Source organism: Mesorhizobium sp. AD1-1 (assembly GCF_020164655.1).
In the GTDB taxonomy this organism is placed as follows: domain Bacteria; phylum Pseudomonadota; class Alphaproteobacteria; order Rhizobiales; family Rhizobiaceae; genus Mesorhizobium; species Mesorhizobium ciceri.
Map to the genome: position 1 here is coordinate 183,841 of NZ_JAIUGP010000008.1, position 18,292 is coordinate 202,132.

The following is an 18,292-nucleotide window of genomic DNA, read 5'->3' on the forward strand; positions in this document are numbered from 1 at the left end:
CGTGCACGTATGAATCCGAAAGGCAGGCTCGATCCGCTTGCCGCCTGAATGAAGGATGTCGCAGCATGATCCGCAATGGCGGTCGCCTCCTTGTCGAGTGCCTGATCGCGCTCGGCGCGACCAAGAGTTTCGGTGTGCCGGGCGAAAGCTATCTGGCCGTGCTGGACGCGCTGCACGACACTCGTGGAAAGCTGGACTACGTGCTGTGCCGCAACGAGGGCGGCGCGGCATTCATGGCCTCGGCCTATGGCAAGCTGACGGGTTCGCCGGGCATCTGCTTCGTGACGCGCGGACCGGGTGTCGCCAATGCGTCCATCGGCGTGCACACGGCGATGCAGGACAGTTCGCCGATGATCCTGTTCGTCGGCCAGGTCGGCACCGACATGCGCGGCCGCGAAGCGTTTCAGGAAATCGACTACCGCGCGGTGTTCGGCACGATGGCGAAATGGGCGGTGGAGATCGACGCTGTCGAGCGCCTGCCGGAAATCATTGCCCGGGCCTGGACCACGGCGCTCACCGGGCGGCCCGGCCCGGTGGTGATCGCCCTGCCCGAGAACATGCTGACCACGCCGACCGATGTCGCGGCGCTCAGCGGGCCTGCCAGGGTGTTCGAGGCCGCGGCCGATGCCGATGCGCTGGCCGAGGCCCGGTCCATGCTGGCCGCCTCCAGCAGACCGGTCATCCTGATCGGCGGTGCCAACTGGTCAGCTGACGGGCGTGCCGTGCTCCAGGCTTTCGCCGAAACCTCCGACATTCCGGTGGTCGCGGCGTTCCGCTTCCAGGATCAGTTCGACAATGGCTCACCGGTCTTCGTCGGCGAGGCCGGTGTCGGCATGGTCCCGCATGTCAAGAAGCTGATCCGGGACGCCGATGTGATCCTGGCGATCAATGTGCGCTTCGGCGAGATGACCACGGATGGCTACACGCTGCTGTCCGTGCCCCAGCCGAAGCAGAAGCTGATCCATGTCCACGCTTCGGATCGCGAGATCGGCAAGATCTATGTGCCGGCGCTTGGCATCCATGCCGGGCCGAACGCCTTCGCCAAGGCGCTCTCGCCGGTCAAGGGCGACTGGGGCGCGTGGCGGTCGCAGGCACGCCAAAGCTATGAGGGCACGTTCACCGCGCCTGCCCAGCCGGGCCCGGTCGACATGGTCGAAGTCAGCCGCTGGCTGCGCGAAACGCTGCCCGACGACGTCATCCTGACCAACGGCGCCGGCAATTTCACCGTGTGGCCAAACAAGTTCTTCAAATTCGGGCCAAAGGCGCGGCTGCTTGCACCGCAATCCGGCGCCATGGGCTACGGCCTGCCGGCGGCCATCGCGGCCAAAGTGGCCTTTCCCTCACGCACGGTGGTCTGCTTTGCCGGTGACGGCGATTTCCAGATGAACTGCCAGGAGTTGGGGACGGCGATGCAGGCCGGGGCGCAGCCGATCGTCCTCATCCTGAACAACGGCATCTACGGGACCATCCGCGCGCATCAGGAGCGGCACTATCCGGCGCGCGTGTCGGGAACGAACATCGAGAACCCGGATTTCGTCGGCATCGCCCGGGCCTATGGCTTCCACGCCGAGCGGGTCGGCGCGACCAGCGATTTCGCCGGCGCTTTCGGCAGGGCGCTGGCATCCGCGACCGGCGCGGTCCTGGAGCTGGATATTTCCCCGGAGGCGATCACGCCGCGTCAAACCCTTTCCCAAATGCGCGACGCAGCGCTCGCTTCGCATAAGGCCAACGCATGACCAGTACGGCAAATGACATCCGTCTCGGCGCGGATATCGGCGGCACGTTCACCGATATTGTGGTCGATGTGCGCGGCACGATCTTTTCGACCAAGATCCTGACCAACTATGCCGCCCCCGAACAGGCTATCCTCGACGGGATCGAGATCGTCGTGCGCGACGCCGGCATCACGCTGGCGGACCTCGACATCGTCATTCACGGCACCACGCTGGCGACCAACGCGCTCATCGAACGGCGTGGCGCCAAGACGGCATTGGTCACCACCGAAGGGTTTCGCGATGTCATCGAGATGCGCACGGAAAACCGGTTCGAACAGTATGATCTGAACCTGAAGCTGCCGCCGCCGCTGATCCCGCGCGAGCATCGCTATACGGTCAAGGGGCGCATCGGCGCGGACGGAAAGGAATTGCAGCCGCTGGACGAAGCAGCGCTCGACGAGATCGCCGACAGCATCGCCGCGGGCGGCTTCGGCGCCGTCGCCATCGGCTTCATCCATTCCTACATGAACCCGGTGCATGAGCAGCGGGCACGCGCGATCCTCGCCAGAAAGCTGGACATACCGATTTCCATCAGCGCCGAGGTCTCGCCGCAGATGCGCGAGTTCGAACGCTTCAACACGGTTTGCGCCAATGCCTATGTCCGGCCGCAGATGGCCGACTATCTGGTGCGCCTCCAGGTGCGGCTGAAGGAGATGGGGGCGAACTGTCCGGTGTTCATGATCCACTCGGGCGGCGGACTGATCTCGGTGGAAACCGCGTCCGAATTTCCGGTGCGCCTGGTCGAGTCCGGTCCGGCCGGCGGTGCCATTTTTGCGGCCGACGTGGCGCGGCGCTTCGACCTGGACTCCGTCGTCTCCTACGACATGGGCGGAACGACCGCGAAGATCTGCCTGATCGAGGACTATTCGCCGCGCACGGCGCGGACCTTCGAGGTCGCCCGCACCTATCGCTTCTGCAAAGGCTCCGGCATGCCGATCTCGATCCCGGTCATCGAGATGATCGAGATCGGCGCCGGCGGCGGCTCGATCGCCTGGGTCGACGCCATGGGCCGCATCCAGACCGGCCCGGAAAGTGCCGGGTCCGAACCCGGTCCCGCCTGCTACGGGCGTGGCGGCAGCCGCCCGGCCATCACCGATGCCGACCTGGTGCTGGGCAAGCTCGATCCCGACAATTTCGCCGGCGGCGCCATCAGGCTCGACACGCAGGCTTCCGAGCAGGCGATCACCCGCGATGTCGGCACCCGGCTTTCGCTCAATTCTGTTTCCGCCGCTTTCGGCATCTGCGAGGTCGTCGACGAGAATATGGCCAATGCCGCCCGCGTCCACGCGGTGGAAAACGGCAAGAACATCTCCGACAATGTCATGATCGCCTTTGGCGGTGCAGCGCCCCTGCATGCGGCGCGGCTGTGCGAGAAGCTTGGCGTCGAACAGTGCCTTGTCCCGCAAGGCGCCGGCGTCGGCTCGGCCATCGGCTTCCTCAAGGCGCCGTTCGGCTACGAGGCGCTGGCTTCCAAGCTGATGCGGCTGTCGCGCTTCGATGCATGCGAGGTGAATGCGCTGCTCGACGGGCTGAAGACGACCGCCGAGAGCTTCGTGCGAGCCGGCACGAACAATGCCATCACCCGCGAGATCACCGCCTTCATGCGCTATGCCGGCCAGGGATGGGAAATCCCGGTGCCGCTGCCCGACAGGGCGTTCAAGCCCGGCGACGAGGTGAGCCTCAAGGACGCCTTCCGGGACAATTATGCGCGCTTCTTCGGCCGTGCCATTGATGGCCTCGACGGATTGGAAATCGAGATCGTCACCTGGTCGGTCAAGGCGCAGGACGTGCGGCCGGCGCCCGCAAGGCACGAGATCACCATGGGGACCAGGACCGTCGCCGCTTCGCAAACGCGCGAGGTTTTCGATCCGGCGACCGGAACGGTCCAGGTTTCAGCCATCATCGAACGCGCCGACCTTTCGCCAGGGGATCGCATCAGCGGTCCGGCGGTGATCGTCGAGCGTGAGACGTCGACGGTCGTCACCACTCTCTTCGATGCCGCGCTACAGAGCGACGGTTCGATCCTCCTGATCCGCAAAGGGGTCCAGGCATGAGCGACATCTTGGAAATCCGCATGCAGGTGATGTGGAATCGCCTGATTTCGGTGGTCGAGGAACAAGCGCTGACCCTGTTGCGTACGGCCTTCTCCACGTCGGTGCGTGAATCGGGCGACCTGTCGGCCGGCGTGTTCAATCCGCGCGGCGAGATGCTGGCGCAGGCCGTGACCGGTACGCCCGGGCATGTGAACACCATGGCCGAGGCCGTGCTGCAGTTCATGAACGAGATCCCGCGCGAGGAGATGTACGAGGGCGACACCTATGTCACCAACGATCCCTGGAAAGGCACCGGCCATCTCCATGACATCACCATGGTCTCGCCCTCGTTCCTGAACGGCGAACTGGTGGCATTCTTCGCCTGCACCGCGCACGTGGTCGATGTTGGCGGACGTGGCTTCGGCGCCGACGGCAAGTCAGTCTACGAGGAAGGGATCCAGATCCCGATCATGAAGTTCGCCGAGCGCGGCAAGGTGAACCTCGATCTGGTGAAGATCCTGCGCGCCAATGTGCGCGAGCCGAACCAGGTCGTCGGCGACTTCTATTCGCTGGCCGCCTGCAACGAGGTCGGCCATCGCCGCCTGGTCGACATGATGAAGGAGATCGGCCTGGCATCGCTGGACAGGCTGGGAGAGTTCATCTTCACGCGCACGCATGACGCGACGCTGGAGCGCATCAAGGCGCTGCCGAAAGGCACCTGGTCGAACGAGTTGGTGACCGACGGCTACGATACGCCGGTCAAGCTGGTGGCAGCTGTCTCGATTGAGGACGACCATTTGAATGTCGATTTCTCCGGCACCGATCCGACAAGCCGATGGGGCATCAACGTTCCGATCATCTACAGCAAGGCCTATGCCTGCTACGCCCTGAAATGCGTCGTGGCGCCGGAGATCCCGAACAATGCGGCCTCGCTTGCTCTGTTCACTATATCGTCGCCGACCAACATCCTGAACGCCCCGCGGCCGGCGCCGGTCTCCCTGCGGCACGTCATCGGCCATATGGTGCCCGATCTGGTGCTGGGCGCGCTGGCCAAGGCGCTGCCGGGCCAGATCCTTGCCGAAGGGGCGGCGGCACTATGGAACATCCACATCTCGGTCAGGCCGGTCGCCGGGAGCAATGGACGCCGCGCCGAGGTGCTGATGTTCAATTCCGGCGGCATGGGGGCCCGCCCGACGTTGGACGGGTTGTCCGCCACCGCCTTTCCGTCCGGTGTCCATACCATGCCGATCGAGGCGACCGAGCACACCGGGCCGATCATCATCTGGCGCAAGGAACTGCGTCCCGATTCCGGCGGCGACGGGGAATTTCGCGGCGGCCTCGGCCAGATCCTCGAAATCGCAGCCACTGAAGGCCACGAGTTCGATTTTTCCGCCATGTTCGACCGGGTCAGGCATCCAGCCAAGGGGCGCGATGGCGGCAAGGACGGGATAGCCGGCATCGTCAGGCTCGACGATGGCACGGTGATGCGCCCCAAGGGCTGGCAGCACGTTCCGGAAGGGCGTCGCCTGGTGCTGGAACTTCCTGGCGGTGGCGGCTATGGCGATCCCTCCAGGCGCGGTACGGAGGCGCGGGCACAGGACGTGTCCAGGGGCTATATTTCGGAGAAAAGCCGATGAGCTACATTTCCTCGCGCCTGTCCGTGGTCAAGCCGTCGGCTTCGATGGCCGCCTCGCAGGCGGCCAAGGCGCTACGGGTCAAAGGCGTCGACGTCATCGACCTTGGCCTTGGCGAACCTGATTTTCCGACGCCTGCCCACATCATCGAAGCGGCCTATGCAGCCGCCAAAGCGGGCCAGACCCTCTACACCGCCGCAGCCGGCTCGCCGGAAGTGCGCGAGGCCGTGGCCGGGAAGTTCAGGCGCGAGAACGGACTGGACTACACGGCCGACGACATCGTCGTGGCCAACGGCGCCAAGCAGATCATCTTCAACGCGCTGATGGCGACGCTGGAACCCGGCGACGAGGCCATCCTGCCCGCGCCCTATTTCGTCTCCTATCCTGAGATGGTGAAGCTGCTAGGCGGCACGCCCGTCACGGTCGAATGCAGGGAAAGCGGCGGCTTCAGGCTGACGCCCGAACTCTTGGAAAAGGCGATCGGGCCGAGAACCAAGTGGCTGTTCCTGAACATGCCCGGCAATCCATCCGGAGCGGTCTACTCGGCCGACGATCTCAAGGCGCTTGGCGCTGTCCTTGCCAGGCATCCGCAGGCGCTCATCCTGTCGGACGAGATCTATGAGCACATCATCTTCGATAACCGCGAATTCGTATCCTTCGGCAAGGCCTGCCCTGACCTCAAGGACCGAAGCCTCATCGTCAACGGCGTGGCCAAGGCCTATGCGATGACCGGCTGGCGTGTCGGTTATGCAGCCGGCCCGGCACCACTCGTCAAGGCGATGTCGATCATCCAGAGCCAGTCGGTCACTTCGGTCTGCTCGATTGCCCAGGCGGCGACGGTCGCCGCACTGAACGGCCCGCAGGACGAGGTGGCTCGTTTCCGCGATGCATTCGAGGCGCGCAGGAACCTGGTCGTCGATGGCATAAGGCGCATCAACGGCCTGACGCTGCCGCCGCCGGAAGGCGCATTCTATGCCTATATCGGTTGCGCCAGCCTGATCGGCCGCAGGACCCCAAAAGGCGTCATGCTGGAGGACGATACGGCGGTGGCGACCTATCTTCTGAACGAAGGCCGCGTGGCCTCGGTGCCGGGCACTGCCTACGGACTTTCACCCTATTTTCGTATCTCCACCGCCACCAGCGAGGAGGTGCTTGCCGAGGCGATCGCGCGGATCAACGCCGCCGTCGCGCAAGTGGAGTAGACCATGCCGCATTACGAACGCATCCTGATCACCGGCGCCGCCGGCCGGCTTGGCTCGGAACTGCGAAAGGGGCTGGTGCCGCTGGCAAAAACGATCCGCCTGGCGGGTCGCGAACCGTTCGGCGATCTTGCTCCTCACGAGGAAGAAGCGGTCTTCGATCTCGCCGACATGGAGGCTACACTTGCGGCCACCAAGGACTGCGACGCGATCGTGCATTTCGGCGGTGCGCCGCTTGAATGCGAATGGCAAACGATCCTGGATTCCAGCATTCGCGGATCCTACCACATCTACGAAGGCGCCCGGAAACACGGCGTGAAGCGGATTATCTATGCTTCCTCGGTGCATGCCATCGGCTATCATGAAGTCGAAGCCCATATCGGCGTCGATGCGCCGGTGCGCCCCGACAGCCTCTACGGCGTGTCGAAGAATTTCGTCGAAAGCCTGAGCCGGCTCTACTGGGACAAGTTCGGCATTGAGACGGCTTGCCTGCGTATCTTCTCGTCCTTTCCCGAACCGGCCGACCGACGCATGCTGTGGTCGTATCTTTCCTTCGCCGACTGCGTTCGTCTGGTCGAAGCAGCACTGACGGCGCCGCGCGTCGGGCACACAATCTCGTTCGGCATATCCGACAACAAGCTGAAAATGGTCGACAACAGCGGCGCCAACCATCTGGGGTTCATCCCGCAAGACAGCGCCGAGCCATTCCGCGCAGCGGTCGAGGCGAAGACGCAGATTCCGGATCCCAAGGCGCCATCGGTGAAGTATCTGGGCGGGTGGTTCTGCGAGCTTGGCCATCCGGACGACAAGCGGGCGTAACTATCAAAAAACCAATCCGCTAGATGGCGAAGACGAAACATCCACCAACACCCCTACGGCTCCCTGCAATTCACGGCGACAGCCGAATAATGATCATGAAGCGCTTCCGGGACGTTCAGGCCAGGGCGACACCGGCGATCGTGCAAGACCGTAGGCTCCGGCGATCACCCCCATGCCTCCGGTGTGCTTCTGGGGTTCGGTGCCGTCTGCCATCTAGGCTTACGCGATCACCTGTTCTGATGCAGGATCGTCTCGGCCGCAATGAAGCCCCAGGTTCCCGGCAGGGATTCGCATCTGGAAGAAGAAGCCCGAGTCTTTGCGCCATAGATACGTCGCCCGCTCCAGGTGTGCGTTTCTGGATAAAGGGCGATAATTACACAATATAATAAAAGACTTAGGTAATGGTGGGCCCGGAGGGTGGTCATTTTCAACAACAAGTCAATACCTTGGCGGATGGTTCGCCAAGCCGTTTCCTTCGTATTCTCTCGTATGGTCTGGCGAACCTAAGGACGACGAACGCGACTAGTTACGGGCTTCGAGATGTCGCCAATGTAGGCGCAGGTCGCCAGGAACTCCTGGTAGTGAATGACCGAAATGGAGCCGTCTGCTGACCGTCAGGTTTCATCCGCAAAGTCGTTGAAGCGGACAGCTATTAGAGCAACCTCACCTTAGTGTTCGGCCCGTGGCCGCCGTTCGTCCCTTCTATATTGTACGTCCGCTGTGATCCGCGACTGAAGCTATCGCATTCGGCTTTCGTCTCTTGCTGCTATTGTATAGAACCCGCACCGCTTCGCTCATCGACGCTGATATCTGCGGAGACCTAGTTGACGACGCCGTTCAGTTCCGTCGTCACGCGTTGATTGAACTCCGAGGGCTTTAGCGCCACGTCCTGATCGAACGAGAGCTGATCGATCAAAGGGCGTCGCTGCTCCAAGTGGAGCGCCTTTTCGTTGCTAATCGATGGTCACGGCGATCCCTTGGGACGTGCGGCAACACTGATTTTGTTGTTTTGAAGGACGGTCGGAGATCTTCTACGCAGTCACCTGTTCTGATGCAGGATCGTCTCGGCGGCGATGAAGCCCCAAGTCAGGTTGGGGCCGAGCGTGGTGCCGGCCCCTACGGCGCGCGTGCCGATGGGATTGGCCATGGCAAGCCCGGCCGCATAGAGGCCGGGGATGATCGAACCGTCCGGCCTCAACACCTGCCCTCGCTCATTGGTGCGGGCGCCGCCCTTGGTGCCGAGGATCGAGCGATTGATCGTCATGCCGACATAGGGCGCCTTGTCGATCGGCTTCAGCCGGTTCTCGGGTCCATGCGCCTTGTATGCCTCCCACCCATTGTCGCCGCGTTGGAAGTCTGCATCGTGTCCCTTCGCGCAAAAGCTGTTCCAGCGCGCGATCGTCTCCTCGAGCGCCGCTGCCGGCAGCCCGAGCTTGGCGGCAAGGCCAGCGATCGTATCGGCCTTCTTGATCCAGTCGCCCTCGTAGGAGGCATACCAGCGGAAAGGCAGCGACGTTTTCAGGAAGCGATGATCGCCGACGAGATAGCAGGGCAGATGGATCGGCGCGCCATCCGGCCCGCGCGCATCGATCGCCTCGCCAATGTTGAAGGCGTTTTCGCTCACAAATCGCTTTGCATCGCGATCGACCACGATCGAATGCGGTTCGGCCTGGAAGGTCATCGGCAAGCCGTGCGACTTTCCCTGGTAGCGCGTCGGCAGGCAGGGATAGACGTTCGCCTGATCCATGCGGTCCAATTGCGCGCCGACGGAAGCCGCAAGCTTCTGGCCGTCGCCCTCATTGCCGCGCGGGCTGCCGATCCGGTCGAAGGCGCCGGGGAAGTGGCGTGCGCGCATCTCGGCGTCCCATTCGAAGCCGCCGGTTGCGATGACGACGCCGCGGCGCGCGACGATCTTCGTGCGTCGGCCCTTGCTCTCCACCTCCGCGCCGGCGATGCGTGAGTCCGGATCCTGAAGCAGGGTGACGGCGCGCGTTCCCGGCTGAAAGGTGACGCCCGCATCGAGGCAGCCCTTGATCAGCCCGGTCATCAGTGCCGTGCCCTGGCCGCCGGAATTCGTCAGCCATCGCCATAGAAGCTTCGGCCAGACCTTGAACCCGGCGCGGATGGGATGGTGATAGAGATCGAGGTCGACGATCTCCTGGTAGGTAAAGCTGTGCGGCAAGGTGGAGCGGCGCAGGCTCCGCGCAAACTTGCCGAGGAGACGGCGGCTGAGCGGCCTCGGCGATAGCATGCGGCCGTAGAGCTTGCCGCCAGGCGCTTCGGCAAAGGGGTCCGGCTCGTTGATCAGGCGGAAGTCGAGCGGCGTGTTGACGGACAGGAAGTGCAGCATGTCCGGCGCGGCCTTGGCGAAAGCGCCCCAGAGCGCATCTTCCTTCTGCTTCCATCCTTCGGGCGCGACCGCACGCAGATAGGCGAGCGCATCCTCGCGGCTGTCTGCAATGCCGGCTTCGGCCGCGACATGGTTGGCGGGTATCCAGACCCCGGCCCCGGACATGGCCGAGGTACCACCCAGCCATTCGCTCTTTTCGATGACGAGCACCTTGAGGCCACCCTTGGCGGCCCGCAGCGCTGCCGAGCAGGCCGCCGATCCCGAACCGATCACCAGAACATCGTACTCGCCCATCGGCATTCCCCTGCCATCATCGACACAGCACTATAGAGGCACGAAATTTAATCTGTCTACTATTGTGTCGACACTTTTTGCGCTGTACCCTCTCCAGGTCAGCAACGCGCCCGAACGACCTTCGCAGCTCCATTCGACAGGCAGAGCCATGGACGACACCAACCTTCCACCCGCGCCCTCTGGCATCCATGTTTCCGGAACCGAAACGCGCGAAAGCTACTGGCAGCCGGTTCCCGCAAACGGCCATATCGACGTGGCGCTCGCGCCGCACATCGTCGGCATGGAGCACCCCTTCGCGCTGGGCACGCAGTCGGTAGCGCCCGGCGGCTATGTGCGCGAACACACGCATGACCGCAACGAAGAGACGGTCTATGTCATCGAAGGCCGTGGCCGCGCCGTCATCGAGGGCAAGGAATATCCACTGGAGCCGGACAGCGTGGTGTTCCTGCCGAAGAATGTCCGGCACATGTTCATCAATGATGGCGACACGCGCCTACGCTGGATCTGGTTGATCGTGCCGAACGGGCTCGAGGACTTCTTTCGCCTGATCGGCAAGCCGCGCAAGCCAGGCGACCGTGTGCCGTCCAATTTCCCGCGCCCCGAAAACGTCCTGGAAATCGAGCGCAAGACGGTGTTCGGGGCAGACCTCGCCGACAAGTTCGATCCCCTGAAGCAGAATCCCTGAAGAAGCCTCGGATGGTGACGCTCGGCCTCATCGGCTTCGGCACGATCGCGCGCGAGATCGTCTCCGCTTTCTCAGTGGACTCGGTTTGCTGGGTGGCGCTGATGCGCGAAGGTACCCGCCGCGACTTGCCGGCGAATGTCAGCACTGTCACGCAGCTTGACGCGCTGATCGGTCCGCGCCCCCGGGCGGTGGTGGAGGCGGCAAGCCAGGAGGCGGTGGCCGCTTATGTGCCCGCGCTTCTCGAAGCCGGCATCCCGACCATCATTGCTTCGATCGGTGCATTCGCCGATCCGATCCTTGCCGCGGGGCTGACCGATGCTTCGCGCAATAGCGGTGCGCGCTTGGTCCTGCCGTCAGGCGCGTTGGGCGGCCTCGACTATCTCAGGGCGATAGCCGCACTTCCTGAGGCGCGGGTCCGCTACACCTCGCGCAAGCCGCCGACAGCCTGGACGACGGAGTTGTCCTCCGCCGGCCTTTCAGCGGACACTGACGCCATAACCCTCTTCGAAGGCACGCCGGCGCAAGCGGCAAAACTCTATCCGAAAAACCTCAACGCCGCCTTCGCCGTGGCGCTCGCTGCAGGTATCGACAAAGTCACCGTGAGCGTGGTTGCCGATCCGAAAGCTGCCGGCAACACGCATGAAATCGAGGTCGAGAGCACCGCCGGCACCGCCTCCTTCCGCCTCGTCAACGCACCCTCGCCCAACAATCCGAAAACCTCGATGCTCACGGCGCTCAGTCTCGTCGCGGCGCTTGGCGAGTTGCTCGACAGGGAGGGCCTCAGCTGATGCCCTTCTTCACCGCCGCCGATGGCTGCCGCATCCACTACGAGACATCAGGCAGCGCTGGCCCACGCCTCATCCTCATCCCCGGGCTCGGCGGTGATGGGAGGTTCTGGACTGGCGTGGTACGCCTGATCGGGGCCGACCATCGCGTCATCGTCACCGACCATCGCGGCGCCGGTCGCAGCGATCGCCCCGAACGCCCCTATTCCATTCCCCTGATCGCCAGCGACATTGCCGGCCTGCTGGCGCGGACGGGCGGTCCCGCCCATATTGTCGGGCATTCCACTGGTGGCGCCATCGCGCAGGTGCTGGCGCTCGATCATTCGCAACTTGGCCTGAGCTATACGATCAGCAGTTCCTGGGCGCGAGCCGACGGCCGTTTCCGCACGCTCTTCAGCGCTCGCGCCGAACTGCTGGAGGCCGGCCTGGCCGAGACCTATCAGCGCCTCGGCCATGTGCTCTGCCACGAACCGTCCTACCTCGAAACGCATGCCGGGGAGCTCGACGCAGCCGTCGCCGCCGCCCCTGGCACCCTGGCGCCGCTGACAGTCAGTGCTGCGCGCGTGCGCATGCTGCTCGACCATGATCGCCTTGCCGATCTGCCGCGCATCGACGCCCCGGTTCAAGTGATTGCGGCCACCGGAGATATCCTGACGCCATCAGCCCTTTCAGAGGCGATCGCCGCTTCGATACCGGATGCCCGGTTTGTTTCAGTTCCCGGTGCACATTTTCATCCCCTCGCCGACCCCCAAGGTTTTGCCGCCATCATTCGCCATTTCATTCCCAAGGCCGACAGCTAGTATCATGACCGCTGAAATCGCTCCCGCCCTCCTCGACCCGCGCCTCAAGCCTGGCGTCGATCTCCTCGCCGAAGGGCGCGCCATGGCGCGCGAGTGGCGCCTCGGCGGCTGCCGCTTCCTTACCGAGACTGGGATGTCGTCCGAAGCCGCATGGAAGCGCAAGGCAGCGGCCGAAAAGCGAGTCATGCAGCACGCCCATATCGGCTTCAGAAGCGTCGACCGCACCGTGGCCGCGATCGGCGAGGTGCATGAGCAATGCCGCAAGGCAGGGGTGACGGTCGACCGTTTCGGCATCACACTCGACTGGTCGATGGGATATCCCCAAGCCATGCGTGCAAAGGCTGCGCGCGGTACCGGCATCGTGCTCACCGGCCCAGAGGATTTCGCCCGCATCACCAACGCCGCGCCCGCTGCCGCGCATTTCGGCGACTTCATGCTCGGCCTGCCGGGCGCGGTGGAAAACACCCGCGCCGCCATCGCCGCCGGTGCAACGGCCATCGGCAATCTGGGGCAGTATTTCACCTTCCGGCTGCCCTACTGGGACGATGATGTGGCGACCACCGAAGCGACCGTCACCGCGCTCGGCCTGATTGCCGCGCAGGATGCCGAAATCCTGGTCCATTCCAATCTCGACGACGGCTTCGCCGGGCTGTTCATCGACATGGCCTGCGCGCTCGGCATGGTGCTGGTCGAAAAGCACATCGTCGAGGATCTGATCGGCGCGCGGCTCGGCCATTGCTACGGCCACCACTTCAGCGATCCACTGTCGCGCGCTGCCTTCCATGCCGCGCTGGTGCGGGTCAGCGATACGCCGGGCACCATGATCTTCGGCAACACCGTTTCCTACCAGTCGACCCCGGCAGGCAATTACGCAAGCCTGGCGAGTTATCTCCTGGCCGACATACTGGCTGTCGGGCGATGGCCCTCCGGCCATGCGATCAATCCGGTACCGGTAACCGAGAACCAGCGCATTCCCGATGTCGACGAGATCATCGACGCACAAACCTTCGCGCACCGGCTCACGCTACACGCCCCCTTCTACGACCCCGTCTTCGACTGGGCCAGGGTGGAGGCGATGGCCGATGTGCTGGTCGAAGGCGGGCGTCGCTTTGCCGGTGCCGTCATGAAAGGGCTGGCCGCGCGCGGGGTGGATACCGAAGACCCGGCCGCGCTGATGTTCGCCATCCGCCGCATGGGGCCGAAGCGCATGGAGGCGCTATTCGGCCCGGGCGCGGACGGCATCCGCGGACGCACGCCGCTGATCCATGCCGAATGGGCCCGCGAACTCAACCACAAGGCCGTCGCCTGGGTCGCGACGCAAAAGCCGCTGGAAAGCCCTAGACCCCTGACCGTCTGCATCGGCACGACCGACGTGCATGAGCACGGAAAATATCTCGTCGAACAGGCGCTCGAAGGCCTGGGCATCGTCATCGCCGATGCCGGTGTGGCCGTCGACCCGGAAACACTCGTCGCCCGCGCCGCCGAAACCGGGGCCGATGCCATCGCCGTCAGCACTTACAATGGCGTGGCGCTGCGTTATGCACAGGCGGTGAAAGCAGCGATGGCGGCACGCGGACTTGCCTTGCCGGTGCTCATCGGCGGACGATTGAACGAAGTGCCCAAGGAGTCCAATTCGGGCCTGCCGGTCGACGTGACCAAGGATATAGCAGACCTAGGCTGCCTGCCCTGCGCCGACCTCGACGAGATGCTGAGTGCCCTGCGTTCCATCCGGCCCGTTGCCTGAAACGGGCAGGCTTCGTTTCCGCCACCGACAGGCGCGCGCCTCACCAGGCGCTCATGCCGCCGTCGACTGTCAGGATCGAGCCGGTGGCGAAAGAGGATTCGTCACTGGCGAGCCACAGGATTGCATTTGCGATTTCAACTGGCTGCGCGACGCGATTCATCGGTGAGCGCGCGTTCAATGCCGCGACAAACCCCTGAGGATCGGGATGGGTTTCCAGCATGGTTTCGAAATAGCTCGACCAGGTCACACCCGGTGCCACGGCGTTGACGCGGATCTTGTCCGCAACATGGTCAAGCGCCATGGCACGCGTCAGCGCCGCGACGCCGCCCTTGGAGGCGACATAGGCCGCCCGATCGGCAAGTCCGACATGTGCCACGTTGGAGGCGGTGTTCACGATCACCCCGCCGCCGCCCGCGGCCATGACGGGAATGACATATTTGGAGCAGAGAAAGACGCCCTTGAGGTTCACGGCCATGAGCGCGTCCCAATCCGCCGCCGCAGTGGTGACGACCGAGCCGCGTATGCCGTAACCGGCATTGTTGACCAGGATGTCCACCCGACCGAAAGCCTCTTGCGCGCGGCGCACCATCGTCGCCACCGAGGCTTCGTCCGAGACGTCGGCCTCCGAGGCCAGCGCTCCGGTCCTGCCGGCCACCTCGCCGGCCCGCGCGCCGTCGCGATCGACGACCAGAACGCGCGCGCCCTCCTTCACAAACAGTTCCGTGACGGCCGCGCCGATACCGGCGCCGGCTCCGGTGACGATGGCCGCCTTGCCCTCCAAACGCATGATCGATCCCCTTTTCACAAACTTGTTTTGCCCTATCTTGCAGAAGCGCTTGCAAAGTGTCGACACTTTTGTATTTAATTTCGGCACGAACTCGGGGATTATCGGTGAAAAACACTCCTTCCGTCGATCAACATCTGGCAATCTATCGCCGGATGCTGCTGGTGCGGCATCTCGAAGAGGGCCTTGGGGCGCTTCACAAGGAAGGACGCACGCGCGGTCCGATCCATCGCTGCGACGGCCAGGAAGCCGTCGGCGTCGCCGCGACCGCCGTGCTGGAGGCCGGCGACAAGGTCGCCACCACCCATCGCGGCCACGCGGTCTATATCGGCAAGGGCATGGCCGTGCACCCTGTGGTGGCCGAGATCTTCGGGCGAGCCACCGGTGCCTGCGGCGGGCGCGCCGGCCACATGCTGGTGGCCGATGCCGAAAAGGGCGTGATCGGCGGCAACGCCATTGTCGGCGCGGGCATTCCGGCCGCCGCCGGCATGGCGCTGTCGATGCAGATCCTCGGCACCGGCAATGTCGCCATGTGCGTCTTTGGCGACGGCGCCGCGCAAACCGGCATCTGCCACGAAGCCATGAACATGGCGGGGCTGTGGAAATTGCCGGTCGTCTTCGTGCTCGAACACAACCAGTTCGGCCTGACCGTTCCCTCAGAAGTCCAGTCGCCGGTCGAGGACCTGTCGATCCGCGCCGCCGGCTACGCGATGCCGGCCGAGATCGTCGACGGCAATGACGCGGTGGCTGTCTACCGCGCCGTGTCGGCCATGGTCGAGCGCGCCAGGCGCGGCGAAGGCCCCGGCATGGTCGAATGCAAGACCTACCGCGTCGAAGGTTTCTCCACTTCCGACATGGGCGGCTATCAGAAGCCGGAGGATATTGCGGCCTGGAAGGAACGTGACCCGTTGCTCGTCTCGCGCAAGGCGCTTTTGGGCGACGTCGGCGAGGCGAAACTCGCAGGGATCGAGGCTGCGGCCAAGGCCGAGGTGGACGAGGCATTTGCAGCCGCACTCTCCGACCCGATGCCCGAATTCTCGCTCGACGAAGCCTGCAACCCCTACAGCGAGGCACACTGACATGGCCATGATGCGGTATGCCGAAGCGCTCAATGCGGCACTGCGCGAAGAGATGCAGGCCGACCCCTCCGTCTTCGTCTTTGGCGAGGACATCGGACGCTATGGCGGCGTCTTCAAGGTAACGAAAGGGCTGAGGGAGGAATTCGGCGGAACGCGGGTGCGCGACACGCCGATCTCCGAACAGGCGCTGACCGCCATGGCGGTGACCGCGGCGATGACCGGCACGCGGCCGGTGCTTGAAATCATGTATGCGGATTTCGTGCCGCTGACGCTCGATGCGCTGGTCAACCAAGCATCGATCTACAATTACATCTGGAACGGCCAGGTCAAGATGCCGTTCGTGCTGCGCACGCAGGGCGGCGGCGGCGCCGGCGCCGGCGCGCAGCACTCCAAGTCGCTCGATTCCATGCTTGCCCACATACCCGGCATCAAGGTCGTTGCTCCTTCGACGCCCGCCGACGCCAAGGGCATGCTGAAGGCCGCGATCCGCGACGACCAGCCGGTGGTCTTCCTCGAACACAAGCTGCTCTACAACACCCGTGGCGAGGTGCCGGAAGGCGACGTGACGGTGCCGCTCGGCAAGGCGGCAACCCTGCGCGAAGGCAGCGATATCTCGATATTCGCCACCTCCAAGATGGTGGTCGAGGCACTGAAAGCCGCGGATCTTCTCGCAGCCGACGGTGTTTCGGCCGAGATCGTCGATCTCCGGTCGCTGCGCCCGCTGGATGTCAACGCCATCGTCGCCTCGATCGCGAAAACGCACCATGCCGTGGTGGTCAACGAGGGCTGGCGTTTCTGCGGCTACGCCGCCGAGCTTTCGGCAACGATCATGGACCACGCCTTCGACGAGCTCGACGCGCCGGTCGCGCGCGTCACGCTGCCGGATATGCCGATCCCCTATTCCGAACCGCTGGAAACGGCGATGCTGCCAAGTGCCGAGAAGATCCGCACGGCCGCGCTGAAGACGCTGAAGTGACGGAGGCGGCGGCGATGGCGACCCATCCGATCAGCATCGACAGCGCCGGCGGCGAATACATGGAAGCCGTGCTGGTGATCGCCTGGGCGGTGAAGCCAGGCGATCCGGTCAAGGCCGGCGATCTGGTCGTCACCGTCGAGACGGCCAAGGCGGCGACCGAAATCGAAGCCGACCGCGACGGCTGGCTGGCGGAAATCTTCTTCGGCGAGGGACAGGAAGCGCCGGTGGGCGCCGTACTCGGCACGATCGCGGATGAGAAACCTATAGTTGGCGAGAAGCCGATCGCTGGCCGATCCGCTTCGATCGCGTCGGCCACGGCGACCACTACGGAACCCAATCCGCGAGAGCATCTGGCCAGCGAAACGCCTCCCTCCATCCGGCCGCCCGGCAGCCGTGCAGTCGCAAGCCCGCTGGCCCGGCGGCTTGCCGCTGCGGCCGGGCTCGACCTTGCCACCATTTCGGGAAGCGGGCCGCGCGGACGGATCAAGAAGCGCGACATCGATGCCACCCTTGCCGCTCGCACGAACGAACAGGACGGTGCAGGCCAGCGGGCGCCAGCCGCAGTCCAGGCATCGCCTGTCGCCGCGCCGGCCCGGCAGACGGTGCCGGTGGTCCTCATCCACGGCTTCGGGGCGGATCGCTCCGTGTGGCGGCAGGTTGTCCCGTTGCTCGGGCCGGGGATCGAGACGATCAGCCTCGACTTGCCCGGCCATGGTACGGAAGCGGCAAGACCTGCAAACAGCATCGAGGAGATCGCCTTCCTCCTCTCCGACCGGCTGGAGGGGATGGGCGTCGGCAATGCCCATCTCGTCGGCCATTCCCTGGGCGGTGCGGCGGCCCTCGCGCTCGCCCGGCTGGGCCGTCTTACGGTGCGCTCTGTGACGCTCCTTGCCCCTGGCGGGCTTGGCCCCGAGATCAATGCCGGCTTCATCGCCGGTCTTGCCCGCGCGACCACGGTGCAGGCCTTGGAGCGGTGGCTGGCGGTGATGGTCGGCGACCCCTCAGCCTTACCGACCGGCTATGCGCAGGCCGCACTCAGACAGCTGGAAAAGACCGGCAATCGCGACGCGCTCACTGCGATGGCCGAAAGCCTGTTCCCGGACGGCACGCAGGGTTTCGATCTCGCGGGCGCGCTTGGCGAACTCGCCGTCCCGACGCGGCTCATCTGGGGCAGGCTCGACCGCGTCATTCCGGTCGCCCATGCGGCCCGCGCGCCGGGCTTCACTGCCGTTCATCTTCTCGATGGCGTCGGCCATGTAGCGCAGATAGAGGCGCCGGCGCTCACCGCCCGGCTGATCGCCGAGACGGTGCGAAGTGCCGGCTGAGCCGGCAAGA

Annotated in this window: 14 protein-coding genes; 12 read left to right on the plus strand and 2 right to left on the minus strand. The window is 64.6% G+C overall.

The annotated features are described in order from the left end of the window. The first annotated feature begins 65 nt into the window (after nt 1-65). The 5 genes from LB519_RS17360 to LB519_RS17380 are packed head-to-tail and all read left to right on the plus strand — an operon-like array spanning nt 66 to nt 7,460. Nucleotides 66-1,736: a thiamine pyrophosphate-binding protein gene (locus LB519_RS17360; RefSeq protein WP_127367401.1), complete on the plus strand. Its 1,671-nt coding sequence runs from the start codon at nt 66-68 to the stop codon at nt 1,734-1,736. Continuing rightward, the gene (locus LB519_RS17365) at nt 1,733-3,829 is read left to right on the plus strand and encodes a hydantoinase/oxoprolinase family protein (RefSeq protein ID WP_024503264.1); all 2,097 of its coding nucleotides are present in this window, start codon (nt 1,733-1,735) and stop codon (nt 3,827-3,829) included. The genes LB519_RS17360 and LB519_RS17365 overlap by 4 nt, the downstream gene beginning before the upstream one ends. Continuing rightward, nucleotides 3,826-5,445 (plus strand): hydantoinase B/oxoprolinase family protein, encoded by a 1,620-nt coding sequence (locus LB519_RS17370; RefSeq protein ID WP_224620690.1) that lies wholly within the window; start codon nt 3,826-3,828, stop codon nt 5,443-5,445. Before LB519_RS17365 ends, LB519_RS17370 begins: the two co-directional genes overlap by 4 nt. Next, nucleotides 5,442-6,644: a pyridoxal phosphate-dependent aminotransferase gene (locus LB519_RS17375; protein WP_224620691.1), complete on the plus strand. Its 1,203-nt coding sequence runs from the start codon at nt 5,442-5,444 to the stop codon at nt 6,642-6,644. The genes LB519_RS17370 and LB519_RS17375 overlap by 4 nt, the downstream gene beginning before the upstream one ends. Before the next feature lie 3 nt (nt 6,645-6,647). Beyond that, complete coding sequence (locus LB519_RS17380) at nt 6,648-7,460, plus strand: NAD-dependent epimerase/dehydratase family protein (protein ID WP_063172742.1); 813 nt, start codon at nt 6,648-6,650, stop codon at nt 7,458-7,460. Nucleotides 7,461-8,499: 1,039 nt separating this feature from the next. Here the strand turns inward: LB519_RS17380 and LB519_RS17385 are convergent. After that, the gene (locus tag LB519_RS17385) at nt 8,500-10,104 is read right to left on the minus strand and encodes an FAD-dependent oxidoreductase (RefSeq protein WP_224620692.1); all 1,605 of its coding nucleotides are present in this window, start codon (nt 10,102-10,104) and stop codon (nt 8,500-8,502) included. A gap of 148 nt (nt 10,105-10,252) precedes the next feature. Between LB519_RS17385 and LB519_RS17390 the strand changes: the two genes are divergently transcribed. The 4 genes from LB519_RS17390 to LB519_RS17405 are packed head-to-tail and all read left to right on the plus strand — an operon-like array spanning nt 10,253 to nt 14,118. Next, nucleotides 10,253-10,789, plus strand: a complete 537-nt coding sequence (locus LB519_RS17390) for a cupin domain-containing protein (protein WP_024503990.1) — start codon at nt 10,253-10,255, stop codon at nt 10,787-10,789. 11 nt (nt 10,790-10,800) lie between these two features. Then, on the plus strand, nt 10,801-11,577 hold the full coding sequence (locus tag LB519_RS17395; protein ID WP_224620693.1) for an aspartate dehydrogenase: 777 nt from the start codon (nt 10,801-10,803) through the stop codon (nt 11,575-11,577). After that, nucleotides 11,577-12,374 carry an alpha/beta fold hydrolase gene (locus tag LB519_RS17400; RefSeq protein WP_224620694.1) on the plus strand — a complete coding sequence of 266 codons (798 nt, stop codon included), beginning with the start codon at nt 11,577-11,579 and terminating at the stop codon, nt 12,372-12,374. Before LB519_RS17395 ends, LB519_RS17400 begins: the two co-directional genes overlap by 1 nt. Nucleotides 12,375-12,378: 4 nt before the next feature. Beyond that, nucleotides 12,379-14,118: a cobalamin-dependent protein gene (locus tag LB519_RS17405; RefSeq protein ID WP_224620695.1), complete on the plus strand. Its 1,740-nt coding sequence runs from the start codon at nt 12,379-12,381 to the stop codon at nt 14,116-14,118. A gap of 40 nt (nt 14,119-14,158) precedes the next feature. On the opposite strand, the gene LB519_RS17410 is transcribed toward LB519_RS17405, so the two are convergent. Beyond that, nucleotides 14,159-14,905, minus strand: coding sequence for an SDR family oxidoreductase (locus LB519_RS17410; RefSeq protein WP_224620696.1), 747 nt, complete (start codon nt 14,903-14,905; stop codon nt 14,159-14,161). A gap of 104 nt (nt 14,906-15,009) precedes the next feature. Between LB519_RS17410 and LB519_RS17415 the strand changes: the two genes are divergently transcribed. The 3 genes from LB519_RS17415 to LB519_RS17425 are packed head-to-tail and all read left to right on the plus strand — an operon-like array spanning nt 15,010 to nt 18,282. After that, entirely contained in the window at nt 15,010-15,981 is a 972-nt protein-coding gene (locus LB519_RS17415; RefSeq protein WP_224620697.1) for a thiamine pyrophosphate-dependent dehydrogenase E1 component subunit alpha, read from the plus strand. A gap of 1 nt (nt 15,982) precedes the next feature. Beyond that, entirely contained in the window at nt 15,983-16,957 is a 975-nt protein-coding gene (locus tag LB519_RS17420) for an alpha-ketoacid dehydrogenase subunit beta (protein ID WP_224620698.1), read from the plus strand. 14 nt (nt 16,958-16,971) lie between these two features. Then, the gene (locus LB519_RS17425) at nt 16,972-18,282 is read left to right on the plus strand and encodes an acetoin dehydrogenase dihydrolipoyllysine-residue acetyltransferase subunit (RefSeq protein ID WP_224620699.1); all 1,311 of its coding nucleotides are present in this window, start codon (nt 16,972-16,974) and stop codon (nt 18,280-18,282) included. The last annotated feature ends 10 nt before the right edge of the window (nt 18,283-18,292 follow it).